19 protein-coding genes and 1 pseudogene are annotated in these 18,721 nt (G+C 59.7%); 8 read left to right on the forward strand and 12 right to left on the reverse strand.

Annotation, left to right across the window (positions count from 1 at the left end; translation table 11 throughout):
- Nucleotides 1-108: 108 nt before the first annotated feature.
- Both rnt and pyrC read right to left on the reverse strand, forming a co-directional pair.
- Nucleotides 109-786, reverse strand: coding sequence for a ribonuclease T (gene rnt, locus HU742_RS05780; protein WP_186611625.1), 678 nt, complete (start codon nt 784-786; stop codon nt 109-111).
- On the reverse strand, nt 783-1,829 hold the full coding sequence (gene pyrC, locus HU742_RS05785; RefSeq protein WP_186635712.1) for a dihydroorotase: 1,047 nt from the start codon (nt 1,827-1,829) through the stop codon (nt 783-785). Before pyrC ends, rnt begins: the two co-directional genes overlap by 4 nt.
- Nucleotides 1,830-2,018: 189 nt before the next feature.
- Here pyrC and HU742_RS05790 point away from each other — a divergent pair, with 189 nt between their 5' ends.
- Nucleotides 2,019-3,011, forward strand: a complete 993-nt coding sequence (locus tag HU742_RS05790; protein ID WP_186635715.1) for an OmpA family protein — start codon at nt 2,019-2,021, stop codon at nt 3,009-3,011.
- A 128-nt stretch (nt 3,012-3,139) separates the two neighbouring features.
- Complete coding sequence (locus HU742_RS05795) at nt 3,140-4,357, forward strand: argininosuccinate synthase (protein WP_003204943.1); 1,218 nt, start codon at nt 3,140-3,142, stop codon at nt 4,355-4,357.
- A gap of 149 nt (nt 4,358-4,506) precedes the next feature.
- On the opposite strand, the pseudogene HU742_RS05800 reads toward HU742_RS05795, so the two are convergent.
- Nucleotides 4,507-4,794, reverse strand: a pseudogene (locus tag HU742_RS05800) (hypothetical protein); the annotation flags it as partial.
- 468 nt (nt 4,795-5,262) lie between these two features.
- On the opposite strand from HU742_RS05800, the gene HU742_RS05805 reads away from it, so the two are divergent.
- Complete coding sequence (locus HU742_RS05805; RefSeq protein ID WP_186635718.1) at nt 5,263-5,889, forward strand: response regulator transcription factor; 627 nt, start codon at nt 5,263-5,265, stop codon at nt 5,887-5,889.
- Between the two features lie 54 nt (nt 5,890-5,943).
- Here the strand turns inward: HU742_RS05805 and HU742_RS05810 are convergent, their stop codons facing one another.
- The 8 genes from HU742_RS05810 to metG form a co-directional block, all read right to left on the reverse strand.
- Nucleotides 5,944-6,126 (reverse strand): PA3496 family putative envelope integrity protein, encoded by a 183-nt coding sequence (locus HU742_RS05810; RefSeq protein ID WP_186635721.1) that lies wholly within the window; start codon nt 6,124-6,126, stop codon nt 5,944-5,946.
- 107 nt (nt 6,127-6,233) lie between these two features.
- The gene (gene nth / locus HU742_RS05815) at nt 6,234-6,872 is read right to left on the reverse strand and encodes an endonuclease III (RefSeq protein ID WP_186635724.1); all 639 of its coding nucleotides are present in this window, start codon (nt 6,870-6,872) and stop codon (nt 6,234-6,236) included.
- On the reverse strand, nt 6,869-7,399 hold the full coding sequence (locus HU742_RS05820) for an Rnf-Nqr domain containing protein (protein ID WP_186635727.1): 531 nt from the start codon (nt 7,397-7,399) through the stop codon (nt 6,869-6,871). Before HU742_RS05820 ends, nth begins: the two co-directional genes overlap by 4 nt.
- Nucleotides 7,392-8,003, reverse strand: a complete 612-nt coding sequence (locus tag HU742_RS05825; RefSeq protein ID WP_186643647.1) for an RnfABCDGE type electron transport complex subunit G — start codon at nt 8,001-8,003, stop codon at nt 7,392-7,394. Before HU742_RS05825 ends, HU742_RS05820 begins: the two co-directional genes overlap by 8 nt.
- Nucleotides 8,000-8,986 carry an RnfABCDGE type electron transport complex subunit D gene (locus HU742_RS05830; RefSeq protein ID WP_186643648.1) on the reverse strand — a complete coding sequence of 329 codons (987 nt, stop codon included), beginning with the start codon at nt 8,984-8,986 and terminating at the stop codon, nt 8,000-8,002. The genes HU742_RS05825 and HU742_RS05830 overlap by 4 nt, the downstream gene beginning before the upstream one ends.
- Nucleotides 8,973-9,989, reverse strand: coding sequence for an electron transport complex subunit RsxB (gene rsxB, locus HU742_RS05835; protein WP_186643649.1), 1,017 nt, complete (start codon nt 9,987-9,989; stop codon nt 8,973-8,975). Before rsxB ends, HU742_RS05830 begins: the two co-directional genes overlap by 14 nt.
- Nucleotides 9,986-10,558, reverse strand: coding sequence for an Rnf-Nqr domain containing protein (locus HU742_RS05840; RefSeq protein ID WP_186635739.1), 573 nt, complete (start codon nt 10,556-10,558; stop codon nt 9,986-9,988). The genes rsxB and HU742_RS05840 overlap by 4 nt, the downstream gene beginning before the upstream one ends.
- A gap of 126 nt (nt 10,559-10,684) precedes the next feature.
- Entirely contained in the window at nt 10,685-12,730 is a 2,046-nt protein-coding gene (gene metG, locus HU742_RS05845) for a methionine--tRNA ligase (RefSeq protein ID WP_186635742.1), read from the reverse strand.
- Between the two features lie 352 nt (nt 12,731-13,082).
- Here metG and apbC point away from each other — a divergent pair, with 352 nt between their 5' ends.
- Nucleotides 13,083-14,177 (forward strand): iron-sulfur cluster carrier protein ApbC, encoded by a 1,095-nt coding sequence (gene apbC / locus HU742_RS05850; protein WP_186635745.1) that lies wholly within the window; start codon nt 13,083-13,085, stop codon nt 14,175-14,177.
- A gap of 54 nt (nt 14,178-14,231) precedes the next feature.
- Here apbC and HU742_RS05855 read toward each other — a convergent pair whose 3' ends face one another.
- Nucleotides 14,232-14,990, reverse strand: a complete 759-nt coding sequence (locus tag HU742_RS05855) for an SDR family oxidoreductase (protein ID WP_186635748.1) — start codon at nt 14,988-14,990, stop codon at nt 14,232-14,234.
- Nucleotides 14,991-15,154: 164 nt separating this feature from the next.
- Here HU742_RS05855 and HU742_RS05860 point away from each other — a divergent pair, with 164 nt between their 5' ends.
- The 4 genes from HU742_RS05860 to groL all read left to right on the forward strand — a co-directional run bounded on the left by HU742_RS05860 (nt 15,155) and on the right by groL (nt 18,673).
- A complete protein-coding gene (locus HU742_RS05860; RefSeq protein WP_186635751.1) occupies nt 15,155-15,886 on the forward strand; it encodes a HugZ family pyridoxamine 5'-phosphate oxidase in 732 nt (243 codons plus the stop codon).
- Between the two features lie 66 nt (nt 15,887-15,952).
- The gene (locus HU742_RS05865; protein WP_186611610.1) at nt 15,953-16,429 is read left to right on the forward strand and encodes an FxsA family protein; all 477 of its coding nucleotides are present in this window, start codon (nt 15,953-15,955) and stop codon (nt 16,427-16,429) included.
- A gap of 257 nt (nt 16,430-16,686) precedes the next feature.
- A complete protein-coding gene (locus tag HU742_RS05870; protein WP_024619193.1) occupies nt 16,687-16,980 on the forward strand; it encodes a co-chaperone GroES in 294 nt (97 codons plus the stop codon).
- A 49-nt stretch (nt 16,981-17,029) separates the two neighbouring features.
- Nucleotides 17,030-18,673 (forward strand): chaperonin GroEL, encoded by a 1,644-nt coding sequence (gene groL, locus HU742_RS05875; protein ID WP_186635754.1) that lies wholly within the window; start codon nt 17,030-17,032, stop codon nt 18,671-18,673.
- Nucleotides 18,674-18,721: the final 48 nt, after the last annotated feature.

Consider the following 18,721-nt stretch of genomic DNA (forward strand, 5'->3'; position numbering starts at 1 on the left):
CGCAGCAGTCCTCCCGGTTGGCAGGTTTGGGGCCGCTTCGCGACCCAGCGGGGCGGTGCGACGTTTCGCTAAATCCCCTCGCCACAAAGAGCTAAACCTAGCTCTACGTCAGTCGTCGAAGTCCTGCCAGCCACCCATCTCTTTCCAGCGGTTGACGATGCCGCAGAACAGCTCGGCGGTCTTCTCGGTGTCGTAGCGGGCCGAGTGGGCCTCACGGCCATCGAAATCGATGTCGGCTGCCTGACAGGCCTTGGCCAAGACAGTCTGGCCGTACGCCAGGCCGGCCAGGGTCGCCGTGTCGAAGCTGGAAAACGGGTGGAATGGGTTGCGCTTCATGTCCAGCCGCGCAACGGCGGCATTGAGAAAGCCCAAGTCAAAGCTGCTGTTGTGCCCCACCAGGATCGCACGCTTGCAACCGTTGGCTTTCAGCGCCTTGCGCACGCCACGGAAGATGTCGGTCAGCGCGGTTTCCTCGCTGACCGCCATGCGCAGCGGGTGGTCGAGCTTGATCCCAGTGAACTCCAGCGCGGCGGCTTCGACGTTGGCGCCTTCGAACGGTTCGACGCGGAAGAAATAGGTGTGGTCAGGGAACACAAAGCCTTTTTCGTCCATGCCAATGGTCGTCGCGGCGATTTCCAGCAGCGCATCGGTGGCGGAGTTGAAGCCGCCGGTTTCTACGTCGACCACCACCGGCAGATAGCCCCGGAAACGAGCGGCCATGGGATGGCGAGCGCCTCCGGAACCAGCATTGCCGTCCAGTTCGTCGTCGAAATGATCTTCACTCACGCGTTTTCCTCCAGCAGGCGCCAGCGCAGTTTTTCACCGGCGCGCAGCGGGATGACAGTCAGCTCGCCAAAGGGCAGGCTGGCGGGGGCGGTCCACTCGTCGCGGACCAGGGTAATACGATCGGTGTTCACCGGTAGGCCGTAGAAACGCGGGCCGTGCAAGCTGGCGAAACCTTCGAGCTTGTCCAGCGCGTTGCGCTGCTCGAACGCCTCGGCGTACATCTCGATGGCGGCGTAGGCGGTATAGCACCCGGCGCAACCGCAAGCGGCTTCCTTGGCGTGGCGGGCGTGGGGCGCCGAGTCCGTGCCGAGGAAAAACTTGGCGCTGCCGCTGGTGGCGGCGTCGAGCAAGGCTTCCTGATGGGTGTTGCGCTTGAGGATCGGCAGGCAATAGAAGTGCGGCCGGATCCCGCCCACCAGCATGTGGTTGCGGTTGTATAGCAGGTGATGCGCAGTGATCGTGGCGCCGACATTGGCCGGGGCTTCGTTGACGAACTGCACGGCATCGCCGGTGGTGATGTGCTCGAAGACCACCTTGAGCGTCGGGAAACGCTCCACGACGCGACGCATATGCTCGTCGATGAAGATTTTCTCGCGGTCGAACACATCGACATCGCTGCGAGTGACTTCACCGTGGATCAGAAGGGGCATCCCGACTTCGGCCATGGCTTCCAGCGCCGGGAAAATCTTGTCGATGCCAGTGACGCCGGAATCCGAGTTGGTGGTGGCGCCGGCCGGGTACAACTTGGCCGCGTGGACGAAACCACTGGCCTTGGCCTCGCGTATTTCCTCGGGCTGGGTGCGGTCGGTGAGGTAAAGCACCATCAGTGGCTCGAAGCGGCTGCCAGCCGGGCGCGCGGCGAGGATGCGCTGGCGATAGCCATCAGCCTCGACAGCGTTACGCACGGGCGGAACCAGGTTAGGCATGATGATTGCGCGCCCGAAGGTGCGCGCGACATCGGCGACGGTATGGGTCAACACAGCACCATCGCGAAGATGAATATGCCAGTCGTCGGGACGCAGCAGGGTCAGGCGGTCGGACATTGGGGGGCTTCCAGGCGGGTCAAACTCTGGGGAATGCTACCGGAAAAGACCGATCCGGGCACCCGCTATCAAGTTTTGCCGCAAGTGACCGATAGCCCCTTCAGGTGTGCCACGATTCCGTGCGGTGTCTCGGATAGGCGTCATGCCACGTGTTTTTCGATTTCCGTATAAATGCCAGTGGAGCCTCCCGTGCGCCAGCGTTATCTAGCCTTGCTCAGTGTGTTTGCCAGCCTTCCCGCGATGGCGCTCACTTTCCAGACCCGTCTGGAGAGCATCGAGTGGACGGTCGAAGGCGACAAGTTCGAGTGCCGGCTGAGCCAGCCGATCACCGATTTCGGTAGCGGCGAGTTCGTGCGCCGGGCAGGCGAGCAGGCCACGTTCCGGCTCAAGGCCTATAACCCGATGATGGGTGGCGGCTCCGCGACGTTGCTGGCGGCTGCGGCGCCTTGGCAGCCCGGGCGAGGTGACATCAATCTGGGCTCGGTCAGGATCGGCAGCGGCGATGTGCTGTTCGACAGCTCCCAGGTACAGGCGGGCCGTCTGATCAGCGGGCTAATGGAGGGTCGTAGCCCTGTGGTCCGACGCAATACCGAGGACGGCCGGGTATCGGAGGTCCGCTTGTTGCCTGTGCGTTTCAACAAGGCTTTCAGCGATTATCAAGGCTGTGTAGCGAAACTGTTACCGAAGAATTTCGAGCAGATCAAGCAAACCCAGATCGGCTTTCCCGGCGAGGGGATCGAGCTCGACGCCCAAGCCAAGGCGCAGTTGCAGGTCATGCTCGACTTCATCAAGGCTGATCCGAGCGTCAATCATGTCGAACTCGACGGCCATTCCGACAACAGTGGCAACCGTTTGACCAATCGTGAATTGTCGCGCCGCCGTGCACTGGCCGTCATGGATTTCTTCAAGGCCAACGGTTTCCAGGAATCCCAATTCACCGTACGTTTCCACGGTGAGCGTTATCCCCTCGTGCCTAATACCAACGCCGCCAATCGAGCCAAGAACCGGCGCGTGGTTGTGCAGCTGGCGCGTGTGGCGGCGACTCAAGCTCCGACGCCACAGCCGACGACACCGCCAGCGACGCCGCCTGCCGCACCGGTAGTGACGCCTGGCAAGGTTCCGGCGCCGGTCGCTCCCACCAAAATTGCAGCCCCCGCTGGGGCAACGGCGCGAACCTCCTGATCCTGCCCTGATCGTCGCGCGCTCGACATAATCTGTCGCTTCGTCGTCATAAGCTGTCGCGCCCCTGTAAATTATTCGCGCTGGACGTTAGACTTCCCGGCTTTCCGTACAACCCGTGGAGTGATGGCATGGCGGACGTAAACAAGGTCGTTCTGGCGTATTCCGGCGGCCTGGACACTTCGGTGATCCTCAAGTGGCTGCAGGACACTTATAACTGCGAAGTGGTGACCTTCACCGCTGACCTGGGGCAGGGCGAAGAAGTCGAGCCTGCACGCGCCAAGGCTCAGGCCATGGGCGTCAAAGAGATCTACATCGACGACTTGCGCGAAGAGTTCGTCCGCGACTTCGTGTTCCCAATGTTCCGCGCCAACACCGTTTACGAAGGCGAGTACCTGTTGGGCACTTCCATTGCCCGTCCGCTGATTGCCAAGCGCCTGATCGAAATCGCCAACGAAACCGGCGCCGACGCCATTTCCCATGGCGCCACCGGCAAAGGCAACGACCAGGTGCGTTTCGAGCTGGGCGCCTATGCTCTCAAGCCGGGCGTGAAGGTCATTGCCCCGTGGCGTGAATGGGACTTGCTGTCCCGTGAAAAACTGATGGACTACGCCGAGAAGCATGCGATCCCGATCGAGCGCCACGGCAAGAAGAAATCGCCGTACTCGATGGACGCCAACTTGCTGCACATCTCCTACGAAGGCGGCGTGCTGGAAGACACCTGGACCGAGCACGAAGAAGACATGTGGCGCTGGACCGTCTCCCCGGAGAAAGCCCCCGATACGCCGCAGTACCTGGAACTGACCTATCGCAACGGTGACATTGTCGCGCTGGATGGCGTGGAAATGAGCCCGGCCACCGTTCTGGCGACGCTGAATCGTATCGGCGGCGAACACGGCATTGGTCGTCTGGACATCGTCGAGAACCGCTATGTTGGCATGAAGTCCCGAGGCTGCTACGAAACCCCGGGCGGTACCATCATGCTGCGCGCGCACCGGGCGATTGAATCGATCACCCTGGACCGCGAAGTGGCTCACTTGAAAGACGAGTTGATGCCCAAGTACGCCAGCCTGATCTACACCGGCTACTGGTGGAGCCCGGAGCGTCTGATGCTGCAACAGATGATCGATGCCTCCCAGGCTCACGTGAATGGCGTCGTGCGGCTGAAGCTCTACAAAGGCAACGTGATCGTCACCGGACGCAAATCCGACGAGTCGTTGTTCGATGCCAACATCGCGACCTTCGAGGAAGACGGTGGGGCCTACAACCAGGCCGACGCGGCCGGCTTTATCAAGCTCAACGCCCTGCGCATGCGCATTGCGGCGAACAAGGGTCGTAAGTTGTTCTGACCCGGTTTTAAAAAAAACGGCCTGCTATAAGCAGGCCTTTTTTTTATATATTTCTTATACCGCCCTCCCTTCCGGCTCATCCCGTGATGACTCGAGTTCCCTGTTGATATGGCAGATTATCTGGCAGAACGCCTGCGTCTTTTACCGGGTGAACGACGTGGGCGATCACTATCCTTGGAGGAGTCGTCCATGCTTTTCGTGAAATGCTTGCCCTTGCGGAAATCCGAAGGTGAATACAAAGAGCGGTAATTGAAGTTGAGCGTAGTGAAGAATAGAAATAACAAGTAGAACGGAAAGCTGATCAGGAACCATAGGAAGTATTCGCGATCCTGGTCATCCAGGAACGGCAGGGAAATGGCTGCGGTGCTTTCGGATAAAGTTGCGAATATAGCGATAAGGGTCAGGGGGTTGGTAACGGTTCTCAGTGGTTTGTTCATAGTTGATACTCATAAATAGTTTCATGCTCGAATATTGAGATTGATGAATTAAGTCGTGTTGCGTGCTCTGAAGCGTTAAGAATATCGATGGTGCCTTTGTTTTGTCGTCAATCAGATAGAATCTTTTATACAGAAACTCATTCCTTTGGGCGAAATTTTTGCTGTTGTCTATAAATAAATCAGTAACTATTTATGATAAATGTCTTTCTCTTGATGTTGCCGTCAGGGAAGTTTTTTCGGGAAAAGTCGCATTGTTCATAGGGTTTCCGGCTCGTCAGAATAAGCCGCTTCATGCCTGTGGAAAAAATCGTGGCACATTATTTCTCGGGTTATTTGTAGGATTTTTCTGTATTGCTTGTAGGTTATGTCTTTCGGTGCGAGCGGTCATGGGGGGCGGCATGCCAAGGCCGAAATGACTAGGCTATTGTGCGTGCTCTAAAAACTCGAACAGCGAATTTGGATTTGCCCATGAATAAAGTGCTGATCGTGGATGATCATCCCGTCATTCGTCTTGCTGTACGTTTGCTAATGGAGCGCCATGGATATGAAGTTATCGCTGAAGCAGATAATGGCGTCGATGCGTTACAGATTGCCAGGGAACAAATGCCCGACATCGTCATCCTGGATATTGGAATCCCGAAATTGGATGGGTTGGAGGTCATCGCTCGTTTGACCGCCAATCCGTCACCCTTGAAAGTGTTAGTGCTGACATCACAAGCGCCCGGACATTTCTCTATGCGCTGCATGCAGACAGGCGCCGCCGGCTATGTTTGCAAACAACAGGATTTGACCGAGCTGTTAAGTGCAATAAAGGCGGTGCTGTCCGGCTACAGCTATTTCCCTAACCAAGCATTGCATACGGTTCGTTCAAGCCTTGGGAATGCCAGCGAGTCCGATATGGTTGATCGCCTGTCCGCTAGGGAAATGATGGTCCTGCAGGAACTGGCTCGCGGAAAGACCAACAAGGAAATAGCGGATGGGATGTTCCTGAGCAACAAGACCGTCAGCACCTACAAGACTCGCTTGTTGTTGAAACTCAATGCCCGTTCGCTGGTCGACCTGATCGAACTGGCACAGCGAAATGGCTTGGTTTGAGTTTCCGGCTACGCGTAATCAGTAAAAAGCCTCCATCAGGGAGGCTTTTACGTGTCAGAGATCAAAGTCATACTCGGCGAGTTGCTTCTGTAAGCGACGCTCTTCCAGCAGGTTATCGATGGTGCGGCGTTTGCTCAGGTTGGTTTTCGCCACTTCCACGACCGCAGGTTCCGCGTCGTCAGCCTCGACGGCGATGAAATCGTCCTCTACATCCAATTGTTCTTTGCCAGTACTCATGGGTTCGACTCCAGGCTAAGAATGCCATTGGCGCTCCTTATATCGATAAACCACCGGCTGGTAAAAAAGATTTTTTCAATCGACTTATCAATAAGAGCAATAGCGCCTCAATCGTCCGATGTCTTGTGCTTGTATTCGCAGAGGTCTTCGATCCTGCAACTCCCGCAGCGTGGCTTGCGCGCCAGGCAAACGTAACGCCCGTGGAGGATGAGCCAGTGATGGGAATCCAGCAGGTATTCCTTGGGTACGAATTTCAGCAGCTTCTTCTCCACTTCCACCACATTTTTGCCTGGGGCCAAGCCGGTGCGGTTGCTGACACGGAAAATGTGGGTATCGACCGCCATCGTCAGCTGACGAAACGCCGTATTGAGAACTACGTTGGCGGTCTTGCGACCGACGCCCGGCAGGGCCTCCAGCTCCTCCCGAGTCTGTGGGATTTCCCCCCCGTGGCGCTCAATCAACAGGCGACAGGTTTCGATCACATTTTTTGCCTTGCTATTGAACAGCCCGATGGTCTTGATGTATTCGGACAGCCCTTCAACGCCAAGGGCATGGATCGCCTGTGGCGTATTGGCCACGGGGAATAGTTTGGCCGTAGCCTTGTTGACGCCGACGTCGGTGGATTGGGCCGACAGAATCACCGCGATCAGCAACTCGAACGCAGAGGAATAGGCCAGTTCGGTTTTCGGCTCCGGGTTGTCTTCATGAAAACGACGAAATATTTCCAGGCGTTTTGCGGCGTTCATGGGCGCGGCGGTTCCTCTTGGGGTGATGGGGCTTTGATGGTTTTCCAGGCTTGGTAAGCCGCCAGCAGCAAGCCCAGCAGAATGAATCCGCCAGGGGCGAGCAGCGCCAGCGGGAGGCCCCTGCCGATCAGTTCCCGCAGAGCGCCCAGGGTGATGATCAACAGGCCAAACTGTCCCGCCAGCCTGAGATGGGCAGCCATGCGGGGCTCGACGATGGTTGCGTGCTCCAGCGCTACGCAGCTCACGGCGATCCATCCGATATACAGGCTCAACACTGCGTGGCGCTCCAGCATCCAAGCCTGTGCAACAAGGCCTGCGCAAGCGGTCAGCGCCGCGGCCAGGACGATGGACGCCAGAAGCCGTTGGTTGGCCGTGAGGCTTTGCCTCAGCAAAATCATCGTGCCGCCATGAGTAAAGCTGATCAGAACCCAGGCACACCATAGGAGCAGCGAGTTGATCAGCGAGTCGCTTGCGCCCACCAGGGGGACGAGCACCAGCCCACGGGTCCAGGCCGCAGGTTTATTCATGATCAATCGCTCCTGTCAGTCGAGCCTTGTTCTCGTCGAAGTAACGCAGCGCGTCGTGTACAGCCTGGAGCACAGCCCGGGACGTGACCGTCGCGCCAGCCAGTTGATCAAATTGGCCCTGATCCTTTTTCAAGGCCCAGCCGTCATCGGTAGGCGCCTGGCGTGACTTTCCGTGGAAGGCTTGCAGCCATGTGTTCGGCCAGCCGGCGATCGCCGCGCCCAGGCCTGGAGTTTCCGACTGGCGCAGTGTTTTCACTCCCAGTAGCCGGCCTGTCGGGTCGATAGCGGTCAGCAGTTCGATGCTGCCTTCATAACCCAGTACTTGGCTGCGTAACAACACTGCGCTGGGCCGGCCGGTGTGGGTCGCCAGGTAACCGCCCAGCAAGGTGCTGTGAGATAACGTGACCGGAGCCGCGAGGACGGGCCGCTCCAGCGGCTGATTGTCGTAGCGATCGGCCGGCAATACGTCGAGCAAGGTTTTGCTGGCTATCGCTTGTCGCTGGGCTTCGATGCGCCCGGTGGTATTGGTCTGCATGACATACGTGGCGCCGATGCAAAGGCCGGTCAGCAGTATCAAGATTACAATGCCCGTGACGTTTTTCATGCCACCGAACGCCTTTGTCGTGCCTCGACGAAACGGTCCAGCGCGGGCGCACCGAGATTCATCAATAACACCGCAAACGCCACGCCATCCGGGAAACCGCCCCAAGTGCGAATCAGATAGACCAGCAATCCTGCGCCGGCGCCGAACAACAGCCGGGCGAGCGGGGCCTTCGCGCCCGACACGGGTTCGGTCGCGATAAAAAACGCGCCCAGCATGGTGGCTCCGGTCAGCAGATGAAACAGTGGCGAGCCGTGGGAGTCCGAGCCCGAGCCGTTCCAGCACAGCAAGCTGATCGTGAACAAGCTGACAAGCATGCCCACCGGGGCGTGCCAACTGAATACCCGTTGTCGCAACAGAAACAGGCCTCCGGCGAGGAAGGCCAGGTTGATCCACTCGACACCGTGTCCACCCCAGCGACCGAACGCCGGGTCGCTGGCGAACAGCTCATCGATGGTCAGGCTTTTATTGATCTGCAGGCTATCCAACGCTGTGGCTCCGGCCCACCCGTCGGGCGCCTGGGCAATGCCAGCAACCTGCCGCAAGCCCTCGAGCAGGCCCATGCCGTGGAGCGAGGGCCATTGGCTCAGATACTGGGGAAACGCCACGAGCACCAGGGCATACCCCAACATCGCCGGGTTGAACGGATTGCTGCCGACTCCGCCCCATAAATGCTTGCCAAACAACAAGGCGCAGGCGACCGCGGTGATGATCAGCCACCAAGGGCAATATGCCGGCAAGGCCAAGGCCAGCAAGAGGGCGGTGACCCATGCGCTACCGTCGCCCAGGCCCGGCTTGAGTGGCCATCGCCGCAGACGCAACACTAGCGCCTCGATCGCCAGTGCGGCGAGGCCTGACAACAGCAAGTTGAGCAGCACGCCCCAGCCGTAGAACCATACCGACACCAGCACTCCGGGCAGCGCCGCCAGCAGCACTTGCCGCATTGCTTGTCGCAGTCGTTCGTCCACCGGGTCAGGTAGCGGCATGGGCGTCCACTTGCCGTTCGGCGTCTTTTACGGCTTGCTCCAACGCTTGCAGTTGCTCCTGCGAGGCCGCGGCAGTCCGGGCCTTGCTCAGCTCTGCGCGACGCATCGCCAGTTGGATCTTGGCCCGCTTGAGCTCGGCGTCGTTTACCGGCATGGCGGCTGGCGCTGAAGCAACGGGGCAAGCGCTGTTTTCCAGTTGGGCCAGCACCTGCTCCGCCGTCTCGAACTGGCGTTGCAGCACGATCAGTTGCGACTGCTGCTCGAAGGTCGGTGGATGGCCGAACGCTTTCAAGGATTTGTTCAGTTGTGCCCGACTCATGGCCAAATCGATCTTGGCTTTTTTCAAGGCGGCGTCGGCGCTGGCGGTTTTCTGCGCGCGCACTCGCTCCAGCGCGGCCTGCACCGGGTCAAGGGGCTGTGCCTCGGCTTGCTGGACGTTGCGCTGGGTACGGGCGAGACGCTCGGCCTGGCGCTGCTCTTCTTCGCGACGCAGGCGCGCGTTGCGTTGTTCAAAGCGTCGGCGGGCGTGATTGCGCTTGGCGGTTCGCGCCTGCTGTTCCTCGACGCTGAAGGCCAAGCCCCCGACGATCGGCAATACGGTTTCCATCGGCAATGGCCGCATCTCGATACAGTCCACTGGGCAAGGCGCCACGCACAGATCGCAGCCAGTGCATTCGTCGACAAGCACGGTGTGCATCAACTTTGCCGCGCCGACAATCGCGTCCACCGGGCAGGCCTGGATGCATTTGGTACAACCGATGCATTCGGCCTCCCGGATAAAGGCGAGCTGCGCCGGCGCCGAACCGCGACTGACGTCCAGCTCCAGCACCGGGATCTTCATCAGCTCGGCCAGGGCCGCGATGGTCTCGCTTGCGCCTGGCGGGCATTTGTTGATTGGCTCACCCTGGGCGATGCCTTCAGCGTAAGGCTTGCAACCGGGATGGCCGCATTTGCCGCATTGAGTCTGCGGGAGCAAGGCGTCGATACGTTGAATCAGGCTCATGTCTTGACCAGCCCGCGTAATCCGAGAAAGGCCACCGCCATCAGTCCGGCGCTGATCAACTGAATCGGCAAGCCTCGAAAAGGCTGGGGAATATTGTTACCCAGGACTCGCTGGCGCAGGTCATCGAACAGACTCAATACCAGCCAGAAACCCAGCCCGGCGCCCAAGCTCCCGGCAATGGCCTGGCCCAAGCCTGATCCGTCCCGGCTGTTGAGCAGGGTGACACCCAATATGCCGGCGTTGCCGACCAACATGGGCCATAGGCCGTCGAATGGCAACGAGGGAAACGTGCGCGCCAGCAGCCGCAACAACGGCCTGACCAGCAAGACGCTCAGGGGCAGCCACACGAATAACCGCAGCGACGTCAGCTCGGCCGGCACCAGCAGCCATTGCTCGATCAGATACCCCAAGGTCCCGACTATCAGCATCAGGCATGCCGTCGCCAGGCCCAGGGCATGGACCTGGTTTCTGCCCTCGGCTGCCAAGAGCGGATCGACGCCCAGCGGCCAATGCAACACAAGGTTGTTGATCAGGGTCGCGCTCAACAGAGGCAAGAGGATTTCGGTCATGGGTATTGGGTGACAGTGCCTGTTACAAGAGTAGGCATTATCCGGCACGCCGTGAGAGTGGGCCAGATATGAAAATCCCACAGTCGCTCGATAGCCACTGTGGGATCGGTGCAGCGCGCCGTGGTGTTATTTGATTCGTTGGCCTGGCTTGGCACCGCTGTCGGGGCTCAGCAGGTAGATTTCCTCGCCGCCGGGGCCAGCCGCCATCACCATGCCTTCCGAAATACCGAAGCGCATTTTGCGCGGCTTGAGGTTGGCGATCATCATCGTCAGCCGGCCTTCGAGCTTGGCAGGATCCGGGTACGCACTCTTGATGCCGGAAAACACGTTGCGCTGCTCATCGCCGATGTCCAGGGTCAAGCGCAGCAGCTTGTCGGCGCCTTCGACGGCCTCAGCCTTGACGATCAGCGCCACGCGCAAGTCGATGGCGGCGAACGCATCGAAATCGATTTCCGGCGACAACGGATCCTTGGCCAGCTCTCCGTTGCCGGCAGGGCCGCCGGTGTCGGTCTGGCTGGCCGCCAGGTCTTCCTTGGAGGCGTCGATCATCGCTTGTACCTTGGTTGGGTCGATGCGGGTCATCAACGGCTTGAACTCGTTCAACTGATGGTTGCTCAGCAGGGTCTGATGATCGTTCCAGGTCAGTGGCGCGACGTTCAGGAATGCTTCGGCATCGGCGGCCAGCAGCGGCAGCACCGGCTTGAGGAAAATCACCAACTGGCGGAACAGGTTGATGCCCAGGGCGCAGATCGCCTGGACTTCGTCCTGCTTGCCTTCCTGCTTGGCCAATGACCACGGTGCCTTGTCGGCGATCCAGGCGTTGGCACGGTCGGCCAGCCCCATGATTTCGCGCATGGCACGGGCGAAGTCGCGGCCCTCGTAGGCTTCGGCGATGCTTGGCGCGGCGGCCAGGAAGGCATCGGTCAGCTCCGGGGCGGCATTGCCCGCTACCAGCACACCGGCGTTGCCTTTGTGGATGAAACCGGCGCAACGGCTGGCAATGTTGACGACCTTGCCTACGAGGTCGGAGTTGACCTTCTGCACGAAGTCTTCGAGGTTCAGGTCCAGGTCGTCGACGCCACGGCCCAGCTTGGCCGCGTAGTAGTAGCGCAGGTATTCCGGCGACAGGTGGTCCAGGTAAGTCCGCGCCTTGATGAAGGTGCCGCGGGACTTGGACATTTTCTGGCCATTGACGGTCAGGTAGCCATGGACGTTGATGCCGGTCGGCTTGCGGAAACCGGAGCCTTCAAGCATGGCGGGCCAGAACAGCGCGTGGAAGTTGACGATGTCCTTGCCGATGAAGTGATACACCTCGGCCGTGGAGTCCTTTGCCCAGAACGCATCGAAGTCCAGCTCCGGGGTGCGGTCGCAAAGGTTCTTGAAGCTCGCCATGTAGCCGATGGGCGCATCCAGCCACACGTAGAAGTACTTGCCGGGCTCGCCGGGGATCTCGAAGCCGAAATACGGCGCATCGCGGGAAATGTCCCACTCTTGCAGGCCAGAGTCGAGCCACTCGGCGAGCTTGTTGGCCACGGCGTCCTGCAACGTGCCGCTGCGGGTCCAGGTTTGCAGCATCTGCTGGAAATCCGGCAGCTTGAAGAAGAAATGCTGGGAGTCCCTCAGCACCGGGGTAGCTCCAGAAATCGCCGATTTCGGGTCTTTCAGGTCGGTCGGTGCGTAAGTGGCGCCGCATTTTTCACAATTGTCGCCGTACTGGTCTTCGGTGCCGCATTTCGGGCAGGTGCCCTTGATGAAGCGGTCGGCCAGGAACATTTTCTTTTCCGGGTCGAAGTACTGCGTGACCGAACGGGTCGAAATGTGCCCGGCATCACGCAGCTTCAAATAGATCTGGCTCGACAGCTCACGGTTTTCTTCGGCGTGAGTGGAATGGAAGTTGTCGAAGTCCACCAGGAACTCGGCAAAGTCGGCGCTGTGTTCAGCCTGGACGTTGGCGATCAGTTGCTCCGGCGTGATGCCTTCTTTTTCCGCGCGCAACATGATGGCCGAACCGTGGGCGTCGTCGGCGCAAACGTAGATGCATTGGTTGCCGCGATGTTTCTGGAAGCGCGTCCACATATCGGTCTGGATGTATTCCAGCATATGGCCGAGGTGAATCGAACCATTGGCATAGGGCAGGGCGCTGGTGACGAGAATCTTGCGTGGCTCGGACATGGGGCTCGGCTATTTGATGAAACGGAGGTCGGCCACTATAAAGCGCTGGGAAATATATTTCACCCCACTGGCCTGTTTCCGGATGCATTGCTGGGGCAGCACAGGCACACCTGTGGCGAGGGGATTTAGCGAAACGTCGCACCGCCCCGTTGGACTGCGCAGCAGTCCTAAAACATTAGAACCCGATCAGCCTGACTCACCGAGGCGCCAGGTTTTGGGGTCGCTTCGCAACCCAGCGGGGATAAATCCCCTCGCCACAAAAGGTGTTCGCCCTGCTGTAATCGGGTCGCCATGCGGGAGCGCGCGGCGTAGGATAACGGCCTGTTTTCAAGTCTTGCTATCGGAGTTGCCCATGAGCGCCGTCAATCGCGCAGCGGTGGAAGCCGTTCTTCGCCAATACACCGACCCCTACCTGAACCAGGACCCGGTCAGCGCAGGATGTGTGCGCGCCATCGATATCCAGGGGGATCGTGTCAGCGTCCAGCTGGAAATTGGCTATGCCGCCGATCTGTTCAAGAGCGGTTGGGCGCAAATGCTGCAGATGGCGATCGAGGGCCTGGAGGGCGTGACAGCCGCAAAGGTCCAGGTCAACAGCGTGATTGCCGCCCACAAGGCCCAGGCGCAAGTGCCGGGGCTGGCCAACGTCAAGAATGTGATCGCCGTGGCGTCGGGCAAGGGCGGCGTCGGCAAGTCCACCACCGCCGCCAACCTGGCCCTGGCCTTGGCCCGCGAAGGGGCGAAGGTCGGTATTCTCGACGCCGACATCTACGGCCCGAGCCAGGGCATCATGTTCGGCGTCGCCGAGGGCACGCGGCCCCAGGTCAAGGACCAGAAATGGTTCGTGCCGATCCAGTCCCATGGCGTGGAAGTCATGTCCATGGCGTTCCTGACCGACGACAACACGCCGATGGTCTGGCGCGGGCCAATGGTTTCGGGCGCCTTGCTGCAGTTGGTCACGCAAACCGCGTGGGGCGACCTGGATTACCTGGTGATCGACATGCCGCCGGGCACCGGTGACATCCAGCTGACCCTGGCACAGAAAGTCCCGGTGGCCGGCGCGGTAATCGTCACCACCCCTCAAGACCTGGCCTTGCTGGACGCCCGCAAGGGCGTGGAGATGTTCCGCAAAGTGAACATCCCGGTGCTGGGCGTGGTGGAAAACATGGCCGTGCACATCTGCTCCAATTGCGGACACGCCGAGCATCTGTTCGGTGAAGGCGGTGGTGAAAAACTGGCAACCCAGTACGGCGTTGAGCTACTGGCCTCGCTACCGCTGTCGATGCTGATCCGCGAACAGGCCGATGGCGGCAAGCCAACCGTCATCGCCGAGCCGGATAGCCAGATCGCCATGGTCTATCAAGAGTTGGCCCGCCACGTGGGCGCGCGGATCGTGTTGCAGGAAGCGGCGACGCCGGCGATGCCGAACATTACCGTCAGCGACGATTGATGACCGGCTGATCAGAGAGGGAAGCGGGCAAGCGCGCTTCCCTCAGCTGTGATGTCAGATCCGCAGTCCGCCGTCCATTTCCAGGATGCGCCCGGTGTAGTAGTCGTTCTCGAAAATGTAGGCGGCCGAATGGGCGATTTCTTCGGGCTTGCCCATGCGCTTGAGCGGGATCCCGGACGTCATTTTTTCCAGGGCCTCGGGCTTCATGCCCAGCGTCATCTCGGTTTCGATGAAGCCCGGTGCGATACCCGCCACGCGAATACCGTAGCGCGCCAGTTCCTTGGCCCAGGTCACGGTTGCGGCTGCCACACCGGCCTTGGCGGCCGAGTAGTTGGTCTGGCCGACATTGCCGGCACGGGAAATCGACGAGATATTGATGATGGCGCCGCTGTTCTCCAGCTCGACCATTTTCGCCGCCACCTCGCGCGTGCACAGGAACACGCCGGTGAGGTTGACATCGATCACGGCCTGCCACTGGGCCAGGCTCATCTTGGTCATTTCGCCGTCCTTGACCTTGAGCAGCAGGCCATCACGCAGGATCCCGGCGTTGTTGATCAGCCCATGGATCGCGCCGAAGTCGTCGGCGACCCGGGCGACCATGTCGATCACCTGGTCTTCATTGGCTACGTTGCACAGGTAGGCACGCGCCTCGACACCCTTGGCTGTGCAGGCAGCAACGGCCTGGTCGAGTTTTTCCTGGTTGAGGTCCACCAACGCCAGCTTCGCGCCTTTGCCCGCGAAATACTCGGCCATGGAGCGGCCCAGACCCTGGCAACCGCCAGTGATAATGATTACTTTGTCAGTGAGTTGCATTCTCATGTCCAGATGGCACAGCGGTGGAGGGGACCCTTCGGGCGGCCTCTCATTTGCGACGGGTTAGCCCGTTTGCACGCGAGAACTGTCCCCCTAGGTGTATCGGAACATTACTCCAGTCGCCTGACCGTTTTCTAGACGGATTTCATAAAAGGAGTCATAAATTGAGCGTTGAAGCTGCCAAGCATGCCCGTGAACTGCTGCTCAAGGAATACCGCGGAATGCTCTCCACCCATTCCAAATCCATGCCCGGCTTTCCGTTCGGCTCCGTGGTCCCGTATTGCCTGGATGAGCAAGGCCGGCCGTTGATTCTGATCAGCCGGATAGCCCAGCACACCCACAATCTGCAAAAAGACCCCAAGTGCTCGATGCTGGTGGGCGAGCGAGGCGCCGAGGATGTGCAGGCCGTGGGGCGCCTGACTTACCTGGCCGAGGCTCGAAAACTCGAGGACAGTGCCGCCATCGAGGCTGCCGCCGAGCGTTATTACCGCTTCTTCCCTGACTCGCAGAACTATCACAAGGCCCATGACTTCGATTTCTGGGCGCTCGAGCCGGTGCGTCATCGCTACATCGGCGGCTTTGGCGCCATTCACTGGGTCGATCAGCTCACCCTGGCCAACCCCTTCGCCGGCAAGGCCGAAGCCAGCATGATCGAGCACATGAACGCCGATCACGCCAAGGCCATCGCCCATTACGTGGAGCTGGCCGGCCTGCCGAAAAGCGAACCGGCGCAACTGGTGGGCATCGACAGCGAAGGCATGCACCTGCGCATCGGGCAGGGCCTGCATTGGCTGGCGTTTCCCACGCCCTGCAACACGCCGACACAAGTGCGCGAAGCCTTGGTTTATCTGGCCCACGCTGAACAATGGCCAAAAAATGCCGAGGTTGACGCTTGAATTCACGAAAGGGCGACGTCATTTAGGTTTTCATAGCAAGGCATTCTTGCGTTGAGGAACCATTTGATGCGCCCTTTTTTGTTGCTCTTTCTGCTATTCCCAGTGTTGGAGCTGTTCGTATTCGTCAAGGTCAGCGGTGCGATCGGGTTTTTCCCGGCGCTGCTGCTGGTCATTCTCGGCTCGATGCTCGGCGTGTTCGTGCTGCGTATCGCCGGCCTTGCCACGGCGCTGCGTGCCCGTGAAAGCCTGAGTCGGGGCGAGCTGCCTGCGCAGACCATGCTCGAGGGCCTGATGCTCGCCCTGGGTGGCGGTCTGTTGATCCTGCCTGGCTTCATCAGCGATGTGCTGGGCCTGGTCATGTTGTTGCCAATCACCCGTCGGTTGCTGGCCAATAAAATGCGCCGGCGCGCCGAAGAACAGGCGATGCACCAGCGGGCGTTCGCCGACGACCTGCAGCCACGTGGCGGGCCGGCTCCGCGAGAACCCCTGGGCCGCGAGCCCAACGTGATCGAAGGCGAATTCGAACACCGCGATCCCAAGTAGCTTTTCAGTGACACGGCAGTCAATCACACGGCACCTTCGGGTGCCGTGTTCGTTTTGCTCGTTAAGTAAAAAATTTCACCCCCGACCCTTGTAATCGGCTTGCACGCCCTTATGTATGGGTCACCGCAAGGTTTCCGGTGGCAACACCGGACAGACTTCCGCGGTTCGCTTGACGAACCGCACCCGGCACCGCCGGATCCGTTAAACCCGCCGGGACTACACCGGCCGATGAAAACCACAATTAGGAGAGATCGACAATGAAGCTTCGTCCTCTGCATGACCGCGTCGTCGTCCGTCGCAGCGAAGAAGAAAAGAAAACCGCTGGCGGTATCGTCCTGCCAGGTTCGGCTGCCGAAAAGCCAAACCAGGGTGAAGTCCTCGCTGTAGGCCCAGGCAAAGCCCTGGAAAACGGTGAAGTACGTGCGCTGTCCGTGAAAGTGGGTGACAAGGTTGTGTTCGGCCCTTACTCCGGCAGCAACACAGTGAAAGTCGACGGTGAAGACCTGCTGGTTATCGGCGAAAGCGAAATCCTCGCTGTTGTCGAAGGCTGATTCCCCGCTCATTTTCCCGCTACTACAAAGTATTTAAGGAATATCGATCATGGCTGCTAAAGAAGTTAAATTCGGCGATTCCGCCCGCAAGAAAATGCTCGCCGGTGTCAACGTCCTGGCTGACGCAGTAAAAGCGACCCTGGGCCCGAAAGGCCGTAACGTGATCATCGAGAAGAGCTTCGGCGCTCCGACCATCACCAAGGACGGCGTATCCGTTGCCAAAGAAATCGAGCTGAAAGATCGCTTCGAAAACATGGGCGCGCAGCTGGTCAAAGACGTTGCCTCCCGTGCCAACGATGACGCCGGCGACGGTACCACCACCGCTACCGTACTGGCTCAGTCGATCGTCAACGAAGGCCTGAAAGCCGTCGCTGCCGGCATGAACCCGATGGACCTCAAGCGCGGTATCGACAAGGCAACCATCGCCATTGTCAAAGAGCTCAAGGCCCTGTCCAAGCCATGCGCTGACACCAAGGCAATCGCTCAGGTCGGCACCATCTCCGCCAACTCCGACAGCTCCATCGGCGACATCATTGCCGAAGCCATGGAAAAAGTCGGTAAAGAAGGCGTGATCACCGTTGAAGAAGGCTCGGGCCTGGAAAACGAACTGTCGGTTGTAGAAGGCATGCAGTTCGACCGTGGCTACCTGTCCCCGTACTTCGTCAACAAGCCGGACACCATGACCGCCGAGCTCGACGGTCCGCTGATCCTGCTGGTCGACAAAAAGATCTCCAACATCCGTGAGCTGCTGCCAGTGCTGGAAGCTGTTGCCAAGGCCGGCCGCCCGCTGTTGATCGTGAGCGAAGACGTTGAAGGCGAAGCCCTGGCGACCCTGGTTGTGAACAACATGCGCGGTATCGTCAAGGTCGTTGCCGTCAAGGCACCGGGCTTCGGCGATCGTCGCAAGGCCATGCTGCAGGACATCGCTGTTCTGACCGGCGGTACCGTTATCTCCGAAGAGATCGGCCTGAGCCTGGAAAGCGCTACCCTGGAACACCTGGGTAATGCCAAGCGCGTGACCGTGACCAAGGAAAACACCACCGTCATCGACGGCGCTGGCGTTGAGACTGACATCCAGGCTCGCGTGACCCAGATCCGCGCACAAGTTGCCGAGACTTCGTCCGACTACGACCGTGAAAAACTGCAAGAGCGCCTGGCCAAGCTGTCCGGCGGTGTTGCTGTCATCAAGGTTGGCGCCGGTTCCGAAGTTGAAATGAAAGAGAAGAAAGCCCGCGTTGAAGACGCCCTGCACGCGACCCGCGCAGCCGTCGAAGAAGGCGTGGTGCCTGGCGGCGGCGTGGCACTGGTTCGTGCCCTGCAAGCCATCAGCGAGCTCAAGGGCGACAACGATGACCAGAACGTGGGCATCCAGTTGCTGCGTCGCGCTGTTGAAGCGCCTCTGCGCCAGATCGTTGCCAACTCCGGCGACGAGCCAAGCGTAGTGGTCGACAAGGTCAAGCAGGGTTCGGGTAACTACGGTTACAACGCTGCCACCGGCGAATACGGCGACATGATCGAAATGGGTATCCTGGACCCAGCCAAAGTGACTCGTTCGGCTCTGCAAGCGGCTTCGTCGATTGCCAGCCTGATGATCACCACCGAGGCGATGATCGCTGAAATCAAGGATGACGCTCCAGCTGGCGGCGGCATGCCAGACATGGGCGGCATGGGTGGCATGGGCGGCATGATGTAAGCCAGCCTTACCCCTGTAGCGAAAAACCCCGCCTGCGAAAGCCGGCGG

The organism is Pseudomonas marvdashtae (genome assembly GCF_014268655.2).
Lineage (GTDB): Bacteria > Pseudomonadota > Gammaproteobacteria > Pseudomonadales > Pseudomonadaceae > Aquipseudomonas > Aquipseudomonas marvdashtae.

Bases quoted from the DNA above. Each gene is read 5' to 3' on its own strand.
- metG (WP_186635742.1), bottom strand. From the start codon at position 12,730: ATGTCCGAGCCACGCAAGATTCTCGTCACCAGCGCCCTGCCCTATGCC.
- pyrC (WP_186635712.1), bottom strand. From the start codon at position 1,829: ATGTCCGACCGCCTGACCCTGCTGCGTCCCGACGACTGGCATATTCAT.
- HU742_RS05870 (WP_024619193.1), top strand. From the start codon at position 16,687: ATGAAGCTTCGTCCTCTGCATGACCGCGTCGTCGTCCGTCGCAGCGAA.
- HU742_RS05855 (WP_186635748.1), bottom strand. From the start codon at position 14,990: ATGCAACTCACTGACAAAGTAATCATTATCACTGGCGGTTGCCAGGGT.
- rsxB (WP_186643649.1), bottom strand. From the start codon at position 9,989: ATGAGCCTGATTCAACGTATCGACGCCTTGCTCCCGCAGACTCAATGC.
- HU742_RS05795 (WP_003204943.1), top strand. From the start codon at position 3,140: ATGGCGGACGTAAACAAGGTCGTTCTGGCGTATTCCGGCGGCCTGGAC.
- HU742_RS05820 (WP_186635727.1), bottom strand. From the start codon at position 7,399: ATGAATAAACCTGCGGCCTGGACCCGTGGGCTGGTGCTCGTCCCCCTG.
- HU742_RS05810 (WP_186635721.1), bottom strand. From the start codon at position 6,126: ATGAGTACTGGCAAAGAACAATTGGATGTAGAGGACGATTTCATCGCC.
- HU742_RS05830 (WP_186643648.1), bottom strand. From the start codon at position 8,986: ATGCCGCTACCTGACCCGGTGGACGAACGACTGCGACAAGCAATGCGG.
- groL (WP_186635754.1), top strand. From the start codon at position 17,030: ATGGCTGCTAAAGAAGTTAAATTCGGCGATTCCGCCCGCAAGAAAATG.
- apbC (WP_186635745.1), top strand. From the start codon at position 13,083: ATGAGCGCCGTCAATCGCGCAGCGGTGGAAGCCGTTCTTCGCCAATAC.
- nth (WP_186635724.1), bottom strand. From the start codon at position 6,872: ATGAACGCCGCAAAACGCCTGGAAATATTTCGTCGTTTTCATGAAGAC.
- HU742_RS05840 (WP_186635739.1), bottom strand. From the start codon at position 10,558: ATGACCGAAATCCTCTTGCCTCTGTTGAGCGCGACCCTGATCAACAAC.
- HU742_RS05865 (WP_186611610.1), top strand. From the start codon at position 15,953: ATGCGCCCTTTTTTGTTGCTCTTTCTGCTATTCCCAGTGTTGGAGCTG.
- HU742_RS05825 (WP_186643647.1), bottom strand. From the start codon at position 8,003: ATGAAAAACGTCACGGGCATTGTAATCTTGATACTGCTGACCGGCCTT.
- HU742_RS05805 (WP_186635718.1), top strand. From the start codon at position 5,263: ATGAATAAAGTGCTGATCGTGGATGATCATCCCGTCATTCGTCTTGCT.